This window comes from Demequina litorisediminis (assembly GCF_030161615.1).
GTDB classification, from domain to species: domain Bacteria; phylum Actinomycetota; class Actinomycetes; order Actinomycetales; family Demequinaceae; genus Demequina; species Demequina litorisediminis.
In genome coordinates, this window is record NZ_BSUN01000002.1 from 67,375 (window position 1) to 81,791 (window position 14,417).

At 66.4% G+C, this 14,417-nt stretch carries 18 protein-coding genes and 4 pseudogenes; 15 read left to right on the forward strand and 7 right to left on the reverse strand.

Annotated features, from left to right (window positions below; translation table 11 throughout):
• Positions 1–43 precede the first annotated feature (43 nt).
• From QQK48_RS17970 to QQK48_RS17990, 6 genes are all read right to left on the reverse strand, one after another.
• The gene (locus tag QQK48_RS17970; RefSeq protein ID WP_284329517.1) at positions 44–445 is read right to left on the reverse strand and encodes a hypothetical protein; all 402 of its coding nucleotides are present in this window, start codon (positions 443–445) and stop codon (positions 44–46) included.
• Positions 446–647: 202 nt separating this feature from the next.
• Complete coding sequence (locus QQK48_RS22420) at positions 648–1,043, reverse strand: helix-turn-helix domain-containing protein (protein WP_431308447.1); 396 nt, start codon at positions 1,041–1,043, stop codon at positions 648–650.
• Positions 958–1,425, reverse strand: coding sequence for a hypothetical protein (locus QQK48_RS17975; RefSeq protein ID WP_284329518.1), 468 nt, complete (start codon positions 1,423–1,425; stop codon positions 958–960). The genes QQK48_RS22420 and QQK48_RS17975 overlap by 86 nt, the downstream gene beginning before the upstream one ends.
• A gap of 209 nt (positions 1,426–1,634) precedes the next feature.
• Positions 1,635–2,030 carry a hypothetical protein gene (locus QQK48_RS17980; protein ID WP_284329554.1) on the reverse strand — a complete coding sequence of 132 codons (396 nt, stop codon included), beginning with the start codon at positions 2,028–2,030 and terminating at the stop codon, positions 1,635–1,637.
• A gap of 29 nt (positions 2,031–2,059) precedes the next feature.
• Positions 2,060–3,052 carry a hypothetical protein gene (locus tag QQK48_RS17985; protein WP_284329555.1) on the reverse strand — a complete coding sequence of 331 codons (993 nt, stop codon included), beginning with the start codon at positions 3,050–3,052 and terminating at the stop codon, positions 2,060–2,062.
• A 54-nt stretch (positions 3,053–3,106) separates the two neighbouring features.
• Entirely contained in the window at positions 3,107–3,430 is a 324-nt protein-coding gene (locus QQK48_RS17990) for a helix-turn-helix domain-containing protein (protein ID WP_284329556.1), read from the reverse strand.
• Between the two features lie 431 nt (positions 3,431–3,861).
• On the opposite strand from QQK48_RS17990, the gene QQK48_RS17995 reads away from it, so the two are divergent.
• Genes QQK48_RS17995 through QQK48_RS18010 form a run of 4 tightly spaced genes read left to right on the forward strand, consistent with a single transcriptional unit; the run spans position 3,862 to position 7,929 of the window.
• Entirely contained in the window at positions 3,862–4,803 is a 942-nt protein-coding gene (locus tag QQK48_RS17995) for a hypothetical protein (protein ID WP_284329557.1), read from the forward strand.
• A 15-nt stretch (positions 4,804–4,818) separates the two neighbouring features.
• Entirely contained in the window at positions 4,819–5,514 is a 696-nt protein-coding gene (locus QQK48_RS18000; protein ID WP_284329558.1) for a hypothetical protein, read from the forward strand.
• On the forward strand, positions 5,511–7,316 hold the full coding sequence (locus QQK48_RS18005) for a hypothetical protein (RefSeq protein ID WP_284329559.1): 1,806 nt from the start codon (positions 5,511–5,513) through the stop codon (positions 7,314–7,316). The genes QQK48_RS18000 and QQK48_RS18005 overlap by 4 nt, the downstream gene beginning before the upstream one ends.
• Positions 7,273–7,929 carry a hypothetical protein gene (locus QQK48_RS18010; RefSeq protein WP_284329560.1) on the forward strand — a complete coding sequence of 219 codons (657 nt, stop codon included), beginning with the start codon at positions 7,273–7,275 and terminating at the stop codon, positions 7,927–7,929. Before QQK48_RS18005 ends, QQK48_RS18010 begins: the two co-directional genes overlap by 44 nt.
• Before the next feature lie 100 nt (positions 7,930–8,029).
• Here QQK48_RS18010 and QQK48_RS22425 read toward each other — a convergent pair.
• Positions 8,030–8,335 (reverse strand): annotated as a pseudogene (locus QQK48_RS22425) (helix-turn-helix domain-containing protein); the annotation flags it as partial.
• A gap of 392 nt (positions 8,336–8,727) precedes the next feature.
• Between QQK48_RS22425 and QQK48_RS18015 the strand changes: the two are divergent.
• From QQK48_RS18015 to QQK48_RS18065, 11 genes and pseudogenes are all read left to right on the forward strand, one after another.
• Positions 8,728–8,988: a hypothetical protein gene (locus tag QQK48_RS18015; protein WP_284329561.1), complete on the forward strand. Its 261-nt coding sequence runs from the start codon at positions 8,728–8,730 to the stop codon at positions 8,986–8,988.
• On the forward strand, positions 8,927–9,358 hold the full coding sequence (locus QQK48_RS18020) for a M23 family metallopeptidase (protein WP_284329562.1): 432 nt from the start codon (positions 8,927–8,929) through the stop codon (positions 9,356–9,358). Before QQK48_RS18015 ends, QQK48_RS18020 begins: the two co-directional genes overlap by 62 nt.
• A complete protein-coding gene (locus tag QQK48_RS18025; RefSeq protein ID WP_284329525.1) occupies positions 9,355–9,786 on the forward strand; it encodes a hypothetical protein in 432 nt (143 codons plus the stop codon). The genes QQK48_RS18020 and QQK48_RS18025 overlap by 4 nt, the downstream gene beginning before the upstream one ends.
• Positions 9,783–10,361, forward strand: a complete 579-nt coding sequence (locus QQK48_RS18030; RefSeq protein WP_284329563.1) for a hypothetical protein — start codon at positions 9,783–9,785, stop codon at positions 10,359–10,361. Before QQK48_RS18025 ends, QQK48_RS18030 begins: the two co-directional genes overlap by 4 nt.
• Before the next feature lie 85 nt (positions 10,362–10,446).
• The gene (locus QQK48_RS18035; protein ID WP_284329527.1) at positions 10,447–10,641 is read left to right on the forward strand and encodes a hypothetical protein; all 195 of its coding nucleotides are present in this window, start codon (positions 10,447–10,449) and stop codon (positions 10,639–10,641) included.
• Positions 10,638–10,943, forward strand: coding sequence for a hypothetical protein (locus tag QQK48_RS18040; RefSeq protein ID WP_284329564.1), 306 nt, complete (start codon positions 10,638–10,640; stop codon positions 10,941–10,943). Before QQK48_RS18035 ends, QQK48_RS18040 begins: the two co-directional genes overlap by 4 nt.
• Positions 10,912–11,181: pseudogene (locus QQK48_RS22535) on the forward strand (DUF8175 domain-containg protein); the annotation flags it as partial. The gene QQK48_RS18040 and the pseudogene QQK48_RS22535, both read left to right, overlap by 32 nt.
• 40 nt (positions 11,182–11,221) lie before the next feature.
• Entirely contained in the window at positions 11,222–11,401 is a 180-nt protein-coding gene (locus QQK48_RS18045) for a DUF8175 domain-containg protein (RefSeq protein WP_284329565.1), read from the forward strand.
• A 5-nt stretch (positions 11,402–11,406) separates the two neighbouring features.
• The gene (locus QQK48_RS18050) at positions 11,407–13,137 is read left to right on the forward strand and encodes a TrbL/VirB6 family protein (RefSeq protein ID WP_284329530.1); all 1,731 of its coding nucleotides are present in this window, start codon (positions 11,407–11,409) and stop codon (positions 13,135–13,137) included.
• Positions 13,134–14,239, forward strand: a pseudogene (locus QQK48_RS20815) (SCO6880 family protein). Before QQK48_RS18050 ends, QQK48_RS20815 begins: the two are co-directional and overlap by 4 nt.
• A pseudogene (locus QQK48_RS18065) lies at positions 14,232–14,417 on the forward strand (SCO6880 family protein); the annotation flags it as partial. The pseudogenes QQK48_RS20815 and QQK48_RS18065, both read left to right, overlap by 8 nt.

The window sequence follows — 14,417 nt, forward strand, 5'->3', positions numbered from 1 at the left end:
ATACGGCGAGCCCGTAGGGACGTATGTCCTAACGCTTGGGCACTCACGACCGGGCTCCTTTGAACGCGCCAGCCGCGCGCAGGCGAGGTAGTAGTCGCGGCCGTAGCCCGCGGGGGCTGTTGCCCGTTCGTGGAGGAGCCTGGATCCGTTCGTGCTCGCGCTGTGCGGCGCGCTCGGCGGCCGCGTTGCGCCGACGGTGTTCGGCTGCGCGTCGACGAGCGCCAGGTGACGCCAGGGGAGTGCCGTGGCTATCGCGCCAGGGGTCGAATACTCGAGCGATCCATGCGGTGCCGTGCACGATGCCGTAGAGCCCTGAGTGTGGGCGGGCTTCGTTCCTGGGAGTCCAGTCGAGCATGTGAACGATGTCGGTGGCGTCGTAGCCGGCGTCGACGAACTCACGAATCGCGGCCCGCAGCGCTTTGAACGTCAGCCCTTTGACGCGCATCAACTCAGGTCGCAGTTGGGTGACCTCGAGCGCGACCTTGTCACGGCTTGTCCGGGACAATCTCCTGGGCCCAAGCCGAACTGTGCGCGTGTATCTAGGGTGATTGGCACGTGACCAGCGGCCGAATAGGCCGCTCGGAATAGATTCTGGGCCGCGAAGCGGCTCCATCATGCTTGAAACCTCGTGCGCGCGTGCGTGGGTTTTACCTACTCCTGGTGGCCAGGAGGGGGTGACAACCTTCTCCACAACCGACCGCATGAACTGTGTGAAAGTGCGGCGAGCGGTGCACGGCCGCGTGCGCAGGCTTCGAGGGGTCGCGGGGCACCACCAGGAGGTAGACGACGCGCAAAGCGCCCTCGTCAGAGCCTCCGTAGCCTGCTGAACGGCCCGCAGACAGGGCCATGACGAAACCGGCCGCCTCAAGGGCGCGTAGGTAGCGTGTGACGGTCCTTCCGCTGACGCCGAGGCGGCGTGCGAGATAGGCGTGGCCGGGGCTTGTGGTGCCCGTACGGTCACGTTCTGACGCTGCGAGGGCTCTGGCCAGGCTCGAGGACCATGTCGCGCTTGGAGCGGCCCTTCCTGGACGTCTGAGAGGCATCGAGGCTGTCGATGAAGGCTGACTCTTCGAGCGCCTCGATCCACCCGGCGCGGGTCGCGGGCCTGGTGAGGTCGTCCTCGAGCGTCACTGCGCGGCTCACGGCGGCCTCGTGGCCACGGTCGGAGGCTTTGAGGCCCCGGATGGGGCGGGAGCGGTGATAGGAGCGTGCTGCGCGGCGTTTGAGGACGCGCCAGCGGGCTTGCTGTGCGTCGTTGCACAGATGCCACGCAGGAAGGCTGGGAGCGGCTTGTGGGGCCGTGGTCGCGGCCGCGGGTGCCGGCTGTCCGAGGGAGCGGGCGATCGCGTATTGGATCGCGGCCGCGTGAGAGCGCACCGGGAGCGCGGCGAGGGCCGCTAGCGGGTCCGCTTGAGCGGTCGCCAAGGAGGGCAGAGGGTCGTCGAGGACACGCCACAAAGTGCGTGAAGATGCAGGTAGATCACCTGTTTTTGGGTGTGTTCGACTAAACCCCGTGTGGGGGCCTACTATGGGACTACTCCTAACTAACCGTTAGAAAAGGCTCGCTCCTCCAGTCGCCAAACATCGGGAGCGGGCTTTTCGCTTTCCCGGGGGCTGTTACCCGCCGGTCGACCTCACCTTGAGTTGGAGGTCACTGGGCTCATAGGGTCGCCACCACGCACGCACGGTGCAGGTAGGGCTATCCATAGGGGCACCCTAGGGGCGGCAAACTCTCCCACGCCGTAGGCGCGACGCGAGAAGTTGTCATTTGCCACTAGGACGCCTGGCAGCCGTAATACTCGACCTTGACCTGAGTCTCGTTCGCCTGCGTCACCACCGTCTTGGTGTTCCCAAGGCTTCTGGTAGTAGTTCGCCTGGCTGATGAGCGTGTCCCTGTTGTCGGCAGTGATCGACTTGAGGAACGAGCACGCCCCGCTGCCAGGGTTGTCCTTGATGCGCGCACGCACGTCCGAGGCAATGGCGCAACCCTTTCCACTTCCCGTGGGGCTGCCATCGGCAAGGCGCCACATGGACTCTCCGTCGCACTTGGACCAGGACATCACGGGGTCTTTGGGCGCGGGGGAGTGGTCTCCGCGGGCTTGGGCTTGGGCTCCGTGGTCTTCTCTGGCGTCGACGAGCCAGACGAGCCGACGAGCCAGAGGAAGATGAGCCCTTGGAGCCTGCTCGACGAGCCAGAAGATGATCCAGGCGCGGAACTCGAGGACTTAGACGATCCAGACGAACTTGAGGAACCGCCTGGCGAGGCCGCGGCGGCCTTGCCGTCGTCGGTAGACGAGCCGGCCTCCTCGGCCTCAGCCTTGGCCTTTTCGTCTTTCCAGGCCTGGTGAGACTTCGACAGCGCCGCGGTCAGCGGTGCGAGCTCGTCGATCGCGGCTTCGAGGTCCTTGGTATGCGCGGAGATCTCCGTAGCATCCGCATCATCAGAGAGCGCATCGGCGATCGTGTCGCCTGCGCTGAGATGCTTGGTGACAGCAGTGACAGTCGCAGGCTTCTTGACGTCCTCGCCTACGTCCTTGACCAGCGTGCGAGCCTTCTCGCTTGCCTCATCCCACTGGGAGACGACGTCTTCCCACGTGGTGCGCGCGTCGTCGTGCACCCACGCGGCAGTCGCGGTCTCGAACTCGTCGGTCGCGCCCTCAAGCGTGCTCGCAGCGTCGAGCCTCGCCTGCGCCGCGCCTTCGAGCGCGGTTGTACGGGCGGAGGCAGAGCCACCGCCGTCGCAGGCTTCCTCGAGCAAGCCACGCGCAATCGCGAGCGTGCTCTCGAGTTCCGCGGCGTCCACCGTGGTGTCGGCGCCGGCCTTCGCCGCCTCGGCGGCGCGGCCAGCGAGCGTCGCAAGGTCACTCGCCGCCGCAGTACACGCGTCGAGCGCGGCCGCCGCGTCAGCCTCGGCAGCCCGGTGCGCGCCCCACGCGACCCCACCACCCGCAAATGCCAGGACGCCCGTGGCCGCGGCGGCGACCAAGGCAACCCTTCGGCGGGTGAGCCTGGGCTTAGGAGCCGGGCTTGTTTCAGAGTTGTTTGAGGTCACGGCGATGCTCCCTTCCTTTGGACGCCGCAGGAGGGGACAGATCGGTTGATGTGACTAAGAGTTAAGCGCTTGAGACGCCTCGACGGCGCCACACGCGTCGGACTGGCCACCATGCTCGCCGCCGTCGGCATCCTCGACGACGCCGTGAGCCCAGCGGCCGAGATCACGCACAGCGCTTTCGATGGCGTCGTGGCTGGCGACGTACCGAATCGGAACTCGAGGTCGACGCTGACCCTGTGGTGGATCCGATTTGACCAGCCCATCCGTGGTGAGCCCTTCAAGCGCCGAGTAGGCACGGCTCCGGCTCGCGTTGATGTCTTCCATGACCTCGTTGACGGTCGCGCCTTGTGGGCCACGCAGGGCAACGGCGCGCAACACATCAAGGCCGGCTCTTGTCGACAGGTGTCCAGGCTGCAGGGGTCCACGGCGGCACTTTCGGTAGTCCTTCCATCGCCCCAGGCATGTGTCCAGGGTAGCGGTTCATTCAGAATCACGAATAGACTCTAACACGGTTACTCGCTCTGATGTAGTGAGAAACTACATCAAACTTTTTTCAGTCTCTATCGCACGGAGGTCAACGTGAGATCAGTGCACAGAGCCTTGGGCGGCACTCCTGGTTGCCTTGCTGGTGGGAGCCGCCGCAGTAACGGCCACACCGCAGCCCGCTCAGGCATACGAAACAACCAACGGGTGGACGAACGGCTCGGGACAGCAACGCGGCTCTGGTGCCGGCGTTGTGTTGTCTGAGTTCTGGTCCTACGGCGATAGCGCAGCGTGGCGTCAGAAGTGGTTGGGCGGCCTGAATCCGAATGTGGTGGGCAATCGTCCGTCGGGAACTACGGGCAAGGTGTGGTGTATCGAGGCTGGCGCTGATCTCGAGACAGGCGCTTCGTACTCGTGGTCGTCGAACAGGCTCGGCGCGGCTGCGCTACCTGCTGTGGCTTGGCAATAACGGTTGGGACACTCCCACGGGTGCGGCCGCTGTGCAGTACCTGTTGTGGGCAGATGAGTTCTCCGGGAGCGGGGATAACGCGTCGTTGGCCTCACGCGTGTGGAACCATTCCGATTTCCCTCAGGCCTCCAAGAACCTTGTGAGCAAGTTCAGGGGGCTTTCTCAGTGGAACAACACGACATCGGCACTCAAGGCCAACCCCGTGACGAACTCGAGCCCGATGCGAGGAACCCTCTCAGGCGTAGGGGTGAAGGACGCGTGGGGGGACCACCTATCGGGGATCTCGTACACAGTCCGCATCGAAGGACCGGCAACCTTTGATGAGTCGGGAGGCCGGTTCGCGTATGGAACTACAACGACCTCCGCTCGGTCAGGCGTGCACGCGTGGACCGCGACGGGCACCGGTGATGTCTCGTTCACGATTCGCTATCACGACGCAGCACCGGCAAGTTCGGCGCCGGTCGGTACGGCCAGCCCTCAGGATGTTGTGATCTCGGGCGCCAACACTGACCTCACCTACTCAGACCCGGCGACGGCCGTGTTTGTTCCTTTCCAGCCTGAGGGCGTTTCGCGTGTGCAGGCGGCTCGGGTTGACGTTGGCGACACGTTGACGGACACGTTCACCACTCAGGCGTCGGGTTCTCAGACGTGGCCGATTCTTGAAGAGGCTGGCTTCCCGTACGTTCCGGCGCGGTGGGAGGCGAGTCTGTACTTCCACGGCCGTTCGGAGCCGTCGCAGCGGGGCACGGTCCCGAGTGGAGCGGAGCCTGGTCGGCACACGAACGATTACCGGCACTGAGGGTCCGGGGAGCGGTTGACCGCGACCATCGGGACCGCGACGAAGGCCGGCTACTACGTGTGGGTGTGGCGCTTCGATGCGAGCGAGCAACCGTCCGCGTATCGCAAATACTTCACTGGGGACTGGGCGGATGACTATGGCATCCCGGCCGAGACTTCGGTGGCACAGGCGTTCCAGCCTGGCGGCACGTCGAGCGTGCAGCGTTCGGTGGTCGCCGTGGGTGACGAGCTGGTGGACACGTTCACGACGTCGACGCGTTCCGGGGGAGCGCTGGTGACGAACTCGTGGCTTCGGCGTAGTGGTTCACCGGTGCCTGTGACGTGGGACGTGAGCGTTTACTATCACGGCGTCACGGCGCCGTCCTCGACGTCGGCGAGCCCGCCGGCCCGGGCAGAATTGGTGGGCACGGCACGCGTCACGGGGACCAACGGCAGCGGCCAGCGGCTCACGGCTCAGATCGGGACCGCGACGAAGGCCGGCTACTACGTGTGGGTGTGGTCGTTTGATCGCGAGTCACAGCCCGCGGTGAACCGTCCCTATCTTGCTGAGGGGAGCGACTGGGCTGATCGTTACGGCCTGGCCGATGAGACTGCGCGGGCGCGGGCGTTCCAGCCCGGCGGCACGTCGAAGGTGCTTGAGCCCATCGTGTCGGTCGGCGATCGCCTGGTGGACACGTTCACGACGTCGACGCGTTCCGGGGAGCGCTGGTGACGAACTCGTGGCTCACTACTCCTGGTGGAACCCCTGTGCCGGCGACGTGGGACGTGACGGTGTACTACGCCGGCATGGAACCGCCTGCACGGCAGAACTCGGTGCCGTCGAGCGCTGAACGTGTGCGCAGTGCGAAGGTCACGGGCAGCGGTGGCTCTGGTGAACTGTTGTCGGTCGATCTTGGCGCGGCCGCGAAGGCTGGCTATTACGTGTGGGTGTGGGAGTTCAACGTTTCCTCGCAGCCTGCGCGCTGGCAGCCCTATTTCGCGGGTGACTGGGCTGACCAGTATGGCCTCACTGATGAAACGATCACCTCGCGTGCTTTCCAGCCCGCGGGTGTCTCGCAGGTCGTGGAGCCTGAGGTTGCGGTCGGTGACGTGTTGGCTGACACGTTCACCACGGCGACGCAGCCTGGCGGCCCGCTCGTCGTCGACGAGTGGCTGACGGACACCACCGGCACCCCGTTGCCGGTGACGTGGGACGTCACGCTCTACTTCCACGGCACCACACCGCCGGTCGACCCGACGATCGACGTCGACGCCGGCGATGACGAGTCGGCCGGTGAACCGGCTCCCGACGTGGATGGGTCGGCGCCGCCGGAGAGTGTGCCGGCAGTCCCCCTCGAGCCTGCAACGCCCACACCTGTAGTGGTGGGCCAGACCCAGGTAACGGGTACGGGCGGGGCCGGTGAGGTCCTGACCGTGGAGTTGGGCACGGCAACGAAGGCTGGCTATTACGTGTGGGTGTGGGAGTTCAACGTTTCCTCGCAGCCTGCGCGCTGGCAGCCCTATTTCGCGGGTGACTGGGCTGACCAGTATGGCCTCACTGATGAAACGATCACCTCGCGTGCTTTCCAGCCCGCGGGTGTCTCGCAGGTCGTGGAGCCTGAGGTTGCGGTCGGTGACGTGTTGGCTGACACGTTCACCACGGCGACGCAGCCTGGCGGCCCGCTCGTCGTCGACGAGTGGCTGACGGACACCACCGGCACCCCGTTGCCGGTGACGTGGGACGTCACGCTCTACTTCCACGGCACCACACCGCCGGTCGACCCCGTGAAGGCGGGGGAGTCACCGAATCCGGCGCCGAGCGTGTCGCTGTCCCCTGAGGACGTTGGCAGCGCGGTCGAGTCTGACTCGAGCGTGGAGCCCGTCGAGATGGGCGACCTGGTCGCGGAGACTCAGGTGACCGGTACCGGCGGGGCCGGTGAGGTCCTGACCGTGGAGCCGGGGACCGCGACGAAGGCCGGCTACTACGTGTGGGTCTGGGCTTTCCATGTGGAAACGCAGCCCGAGGAGTTGCGCGCGTACTTCGCGGGTGACTGGGCTGACCAGTATGGCCTCACCGATGAAACGACGACGTCGAAGGCGTTCCAGCCCGCGGGTGTCTCGCAGGTCGTGGAGCCTGAGGTTGCGGTCGGTGACGTGTTGGCTGACACGTTCACCACGGCGACGCAGCCTGGCGGCCCGCTCGTCGTCGACGAGTGGCTGACGGACACCACCGGCACCCCGTTGCCGGTGACGTGGGACGTCACGCTCTACTTCCACGGCACCACACCGCCGGAGCCCCCGGCACCGTCAGCGGTGGCGACGTCTACCGTGTGGACTCCGCCGCTGGTGCTTCCTGGCGCTGCCCCCAAGGGTGCGCTGCAGGTGGGCCAGACCCAGGTGACGGGCAAGGGCGGGGCCGGTGAGGTCCTGACCGTGGAGCCTGGGCACCGCGACGAAGGCCGGCTACTACGTGTGGGTCTGGGCTTTCCACGTGGAAACGCAGCCCGAGGAGTTGCGCGCCTACTTCGCGGGTGACTGGGCCGATGAATACGGCCTGCTCAACGAAACGACGACGGCCAAGGCGTTCCAGCCCGCGGGCGTTTCAAGGGTTCCGAACCGTGAAGTCATCGTGGGCGACACTCTGTCGGACACGTTCCTCACGTCCGCGGCCGAGGGTGACGCGCTCGTGGACGACGAGTGGCTCACCGGCGCCGACGGAGATCCCGTCCCGGTGACGTGGGACGTTGACCTGTACTACGCAGGCGACGAGGCACCCGCCAAGCCGACTGCTGACGTGCCGAAGGGCGTTGAGCCGGTCGCGTCCACTCAGGTGGTCGCGTCCAAGGGCGCTGGCGAGCGCCTGTACGTCGAGCTCCGGAGTGGCAGAGAAGCCTGGGGTCTACGTGTGGGTGTGGTCGTTCAGGTTGAACTCTCAGCCCGAGGAGCCTGCGCGCCTACTTCGACGGTGAGTTTGCTGACGAGTACGGCCTCGAGGAAGAAACGACGACGGCCTCGCCGCCGCCACCGCCGTGGCTGTCGCGCACGGGAGTCACAGTCGGATGGCTGCTCGCGGCCGCGGCCGCGGGTCTCCTCATCGTCGGGGGCGCTGCCATGCTGCGTTCCAACTCCCGTCGCAGGTAAGGGATGAACGCCGAGAGGGGGCGAGCCCGCATGGGCTTGCCCCCTCTCGTGTGTACGGATCTAGGCGGGCTTGCGGCCGCCGCTGGCCTCGAGCGTGCCTTGAGGTCATCGCGGATGATGCGCCACTGGCCGCCACCGGGAAGCCGCACGGCTGGCACCTTCCCCTCACGAACCCACACGCCCACGCGGCTCTTCTCGATGCAAAGCATCTCGGCGACTTCGGCCAGGGGCAGAAGCGCTGCGCGATCACGGAACAACTCATCTAGTCCTGCACTCACGAGCGGGCCTCGTCCTTCATCACTAGTGACTCCTGTCGCGAATGAAACGGAAAATATGAATGATGCGGGAAATGCGCGTGATGCTAAAGATTGGACATTTGAGAAATGTCCATAAACGCATTCGTTTAGTAACATTACAGCAGGTAGTCGGGCACTTGGGCCCGCCTAGTTTCGCTGAGGGAACTTGTCTTGCGTCCACATATGAATGGGGCCGTAGTGGCGCATTCTGTGTGCGCCGGAACGCCTAATCCACACTTCGAGTCTGGGTCGCGTGCAGCATGTGCGCCGCGGTCCGTGGTCCCACGTCGCCGTGGTGACCCTCCACAGACGCACCCGCCCCAGCGCGGGATGCGGGACTCATTGCCCTGAGTCCTATCTCTCACACACCGGCGGTGGCCCGCTGCAACCAGTAGCGGGCCACCCCACCGGATGAGAGCACCGAGGGCAGATCACGAGAGAGCAGGAGTTACGGGCAATGAAGTACACGGGGGATAGTCGTCACATCGTGGCGGCGCGGAGCGCACACCATGGCTGAGGGCGGTCGCGGCGGGCTCGCCGCTGCGGGCGTTGTCGCGGTGTTCGTCGCCCCGATCTTTCTGGTGCTCGGCCTCGCAGTCATTGGCAGGCTCGGATGCAGACGCGGCCAACGTGTGCGTCGCGCAACCTTCCCCTTCACCGTCGACGTCGTCGACGGCTGTGGTCGACGAGACGTGCACCACGTCGCAGGTGTCGCTCAGCGGATGGGCGCACCCGACCATCCCGACAGCGCGCGTCACATCGTCGTTTAGCCCTTCTCGTTTCCACCCAACCCTGCACATTTGGCGCGCGCACCTGGGCACGGACTACTCGGCCGGCTCCTGTGGTGAAGCGATCTACGCGGCCCACGACGGAACGGTGACCTTCGCTGGCATGTCCGGCGAACTGGGCATGGTGTCGATTGACCACGGCAACGGCGTTCGCACTCGGTACTTACACATGACGCGAGCCGGGATCTTCGTCGACGTCGGGGATGAAGTGGCCGCGGGACAGCAGATCGCGATCAGCGGGTCTACCGGCAACTCGACCGGATGCCACCTCCACTTCGAGGTCTGGGTGGGGGACAAGGCCATCGACCCGGTGCCGTTCCTCGCCGGCCGCTTGGACGGTGACCCGGCATGAGGATTCTCGTTGCCAAGTGGCCAACGGTCACCGCGCAGGTGAACGACAACGCCAGGGCGGTCGTGTGGACGTCGACGGCCGCGGAGAACCTGAAGGCGTACAACCTTGAGCGAACTCGTGCAGGTGTCCTCACCCGCACCGTCCAGGTCGCGATCCAACTAGGTCGAGCGGTGGCACTCAACGTGACCGACCCTGACGGCGAATGGCACCTCGCCGTCACACCCGCGGGCATCGTCGTGGAGCACACACTGGGTGAGCCTTACGTCGACGTCGACGACGACTTGATGCCCGTCAAGGGGCCGTGCCGACAGTGCAACACCCCGTGTGCCATCACGGCGGCCTCGTGCTCGACGTGCCGGGTCGAGGCGCCGACGAGCGCCGCTGAGGGGCTGCAACTGCTCAACCCGAGCGCATGGAGCCACGCATGAGCGACGCCGCGAACAATCCGTGGATCTCCAAGCGCGCCACGGCGATCATCACGACGCCACCTGTGGCCGTCCGTGCACGCCGTGAGGTGTCGCTGCAGGCGGGCGTGGTGCCACCTGAGGCGATCGACCGCCTCGAGGTGCGCGACGTCGCCCCGGGACGTGCGGTCTGGTGGGTCGGCGCTCATGGCGGGGCAGGCGAGAGCACGCTCGCCGCGCTCGGCGGCCAGGACGCGCACCACTGCTGGCCTCGACCCACCGATGGGTCGATCGCACGCGTGGCCCTCGTTGCTCGGACCAACTATCAGGGCCTCACACGTCTCATGGCGGCGCTGCGCCAGTACGCCGCCGGCGAGCTGCCCTTCGTCCACCTCGAGGCCGCGGTACTCAACGCCGACCAGCCGGGCCGACTCCCGAAGGAGCCTGCGCGATCTGAGGCGGCACGCCACCGGCGCCGCACCCGACGTGTGGCCCATCCCCTATGTGCCCGAATGGCGCCTCGGCGCCGTGACGGGACGCAACCAGCCGCGCGAGCGCGGCTTCTGCTGGAACACCTGACACAAGGAGAAAACCCATGAACGCACTCACCATGAAGTTCATCGAGTCGACGACCAGCCCTGCTCTTCCTGACCCGGCCGCGTCGCGCCCCCGGGCTTCGAATTCGTGGACACCCTGCTCGCATGGATGAAGTGGGGCGGCCTCATCGCGGCCGTGTTCGCCCTCATCGCGGCGGCGGTCATGCTGATGATTAACCAGCGTCCCGGCGCCACCCAGGAGGGCGTGGGCGCCATCGGCAAGACCCTCATTGCGGTCATCATCATCGGTGCCGCATCGTCCATCGTCGGCTTCATCGCATGAGCACACGCTCGCTCGTGCTGGCTGGGGCTACCGCGGCCGCGGTGGCCCTGGCTGGCTGCTCCGGTCAGAGCGAAGGAATCGTGACCCAGGCACCGGCGACACCGAACGCTGTCGCCTCGTCGGAGTCGTCGCCTGGCGCTTCCCCTTCACCCTCGACGGCACCGACCGTGCTCACCGAGGAAGAAACCGAGTCCGATTCGGTGTGCGGCCTGGGCGGCGTGGAGATGACGGGAACAGTCCTCGAGCCGTTCGACGTCTCCGAGTTGCACGTTGGCACCTTCCCGCTATGGAGGCTCGCCTGAGTACGGGCCGGGCGCTCAGGACCCGTCTGGCTTCTACTACTGCTTCCAGCACAGCCCCGAGGGCGCCGTGCTAGCAGCGATGGCGTACTCAATCCAGGGATCGGCTTTGGTCGACGACGCCTTCTACGCCTACAACGAATACGCCGCGGGACCCGGTCCCGACGCGAACGCTCCGGGCACTGAGACCGACATGGTGCAGAGGAAGGAAATCCTCACAGACTTTCGCGCGAACCCATTGGGTGTGCGGGTGCTGCAGTACGACGGCGAACGCGCCTGGATTGACGTCGCGATCGAGAGCCTCGTACCAGGGCACCATCACCCAGCAAGCGGGGATGCTGCCGCTCGTGTGGAGCGACGGCGACTGGAAGATTGAAGCCGACACGTCCAAGGTGACCTCCGGCGCGATCTCGTCCCTCGACGGCTACGTGCTGTTCACACCCACCACGAACGCGCAGTAGGCGTCATGGATATCCCAGGACTTGGCTGGCTGACCGGCCCCGTCGCCGATGCCCTGACGGGCTCGGTGTTCGCCGAGATCGCCGAAATGACTCAGGAAGCACTTGGTGTCGCCGTGGGCTCGGTCGGCACAGCGTGGGTACACATCGGTGTGCCCGTGCTGTCGTCAAGTCCCGGGGCGAAGACCCCTGGCGTGATGGACGCGGCAGGGGTGAGTAGCACCTATCCCGTCCTGGACTGGGTGGCATGGGGCGGTGCCGTCCTCGCGGTGCTGGCCCTGATCTGCCTCGCAATGCTCATGATGAGGAGTTCTCGGGCTGGCGATGGCGCTATGGCGATCGGGCGCATGGGTGCCGTGCTCGTGGCAGTGGGCCTTCTGGGTGCAGCGGGCCCGATCGCACGCGCAGTCGTCGGCAGGGGACCACGTGGAGTCGCGGGCGCAGCGGCTTTCATCCAGTCGAGCCTGTGGGGCTGGCTGCTAGTCCTCGTCCTCCTGTCAGTGATGGTGGGGGCCATCCGAATCATCATCGACCAAAGGATGGAGCCCGCGAAGGACCTCCTGCGCTCCATCCTCACCCTCATCACCGTGACCGCGGTGGGCACCACGATGATCGGCTTGCTGATCGCAGCCACCGACAAGTTCTCAGTGTGGATCCTTTCGCGCTCACTCGAGTGCAACGCCGCGGACGCTTCATGCTTCGGCGAAGGCCTCACCAGTCTTCTCGTGATCGGTGGCCCCGCGACCATGGGCGGCGGACTGGGCATGCTCCTGGTCATCATCATGGGCCTGCTGGCGGTCTGCGCCACTCTCCTACAGATCGTGCTTCTGGTCGCTCGAGGAGCAATGCTCGTCGTCCTGACCGGCGTGCTGCCCCTCACCGCATCGTTTACGAACACGGGGATGGGGAGGACCTGGTTCAACCGTTCTGTGGCGTGGGTCATCGCGCTGATCCTCTACAAGCCCGTGGCCGCGATCATCTACGCCACGGCGTTCAAACTCGTAGGCGATGGCGCGTCTGGCATCTTTCCTGACCGAGACGACCCGCTACTGACCCTCGCAGCAGGGGTCGTACTCATGGTCCTGGCATTGATCGCGATGCCCGCACTCATGCGGTTCATCACTCCCGCGGTGGGCGCTGTGATTTCAGCAGGCGGAGGAGGTGTGGCGATGGGCGCTGGAATGGCAGTCGCCTCCGGCGCCCAAACAATGGCGTACGGAATGCGTGGAGCGGGACAAGCCTCCCGTACTCCACAACAGAGCCCTTCGGGCAACTCCGGTGGCGGGTCACCCACCCCCGCGGCATCCCAGGGTGCACCAGGAGGCCCCGGTTCGCCCGGTTCGCCCGGCGCTCCTGGCACCGGTACCGCTGGGGCGCCAGGCGCAATCGGAGCCGACGGCGGCACGCACTCCTCGACCGGCGCCGGTGGGGCTCCCGGTGCACCTGGCACGACTGCGCCCGGCGCACCTCCCGGCGGAGGCACGCCCCCGGCCTCGGGCGCTGCACCAGTGGCAAGCGGCGCGGCCGGTGGAGCGGCAGGCGCCGGAGCCGCGGGAGCAGGTGGCGCCGCGGCGGCAGGCGGCGGAGCCACCGCCGCGGGAGCGGCCGCGGCACCCGCCACAGGTGGCGCATCGCTTGTGATCGCTGCGGGCGCGCAAGCCGGGATGCAGGTTTCCCAGGCGATCGCCAAGGGCGCCTCTGACGTCGCCGAAAACACCGCGGACGGAGCACAGTCGTGAGTGCTGGCACACGCAACTATGGCAACTGGCGTCGACCTAGCACGAAGGGGCTCCTGGGCCTCGGTTGGTTGAGCACGGCACTCCTGTTCGCGGCGCTAATCGCGACGTTCCTCACGGTCGCGATCGCGGGACTACTAGCGGGTCTGGCCGCTATGGGTGTGAGCGCGATCGCCGCGGGCCTGGTCGTCACGAAGAACGCCGACCACGTATCGATTATTGAAAGGGTGTGGGAGCGCATCATGTGGGCAAAGACGAAGGCAACCAAGAGGAACGTCTACAGGTCCGGCCCGCTGGCCGCGACTGGCTGGGGGCGCACACAGGCGCCCGGTGTTGCCGCACCCTTGCGGCTCAGCGAGCACGTGGACTCGCTCGGTCGACCGTTCGCTCTGATCTACTCGCCGCCGGGCGGGCTTCACACGCTCGTCATCGAGACGGAGCCAGACGGTGCCGCTCTCGTCGACGATGAGCAGATCGACCAATGGGTTGGCTCGTGGGGATGGTGGCTCTCCCACCTGGCGGGGGAGCCCGGCCTGGTGGGTGCCTCGGTCACGGTGGAAACCGCGCCCGACACGGGTGGTCGGCTCGGCAGGGAGGTAGCGGCGAACATTTCGGCGACGCACCCCAGTTCGCCCGCCAGGTCCTCGCGGACACGGTCGAGAACTACCCCGCGGGATCGTCTGTGGTCCGCGCCTACCTCGCACTCACCTTTGTGTCGAGTACGAAGAAGGCAGATCGGGTGGGACGCGAGTTGGCCTCTCGTCTCCCCGAACTGACGGGCACGCTTGCCTCCACGGGAGCGGGCGTCGCTGCGCCACTCGACGCGGCCCGGTTGTGTGAGGTGATTCGCACCGCGTATGACCCCGCTGTGGCGTCGCTGATTGACGAGGCGCGCATGGCTGGCGACCACGTCCCGCTCGAGTTTTCAGACGTTGGCCCCACCGCGGCCGAAGCCTCCTGGGACTCCTACAGGCATGACGACGCGACAAGCCGAACCTGGGTCATGACCGGTGCGCCCCACGGCCTCATCTCGGCTCGAGGCCTAGAGAAGGCTCCTCGCCCCTCAGCGCGGCATCGCGCGCAAGCGCGTCACTTTGATGTTTGAACCGATCGACCCTGGTCGCGCGGCCGGGATGGTCGAGCAGGACATTCGCACCGCCAACCAGCGCGCTACGCAGCGCCAGCAAGTCGCGGCGCGTGACTCGCTCGAGATGCTCCAGGCGGCCACCACCGCGGCCGAGGAAGCGGCCGGTGCGGCTCTGATGAACTTCGCCATGCTCGTG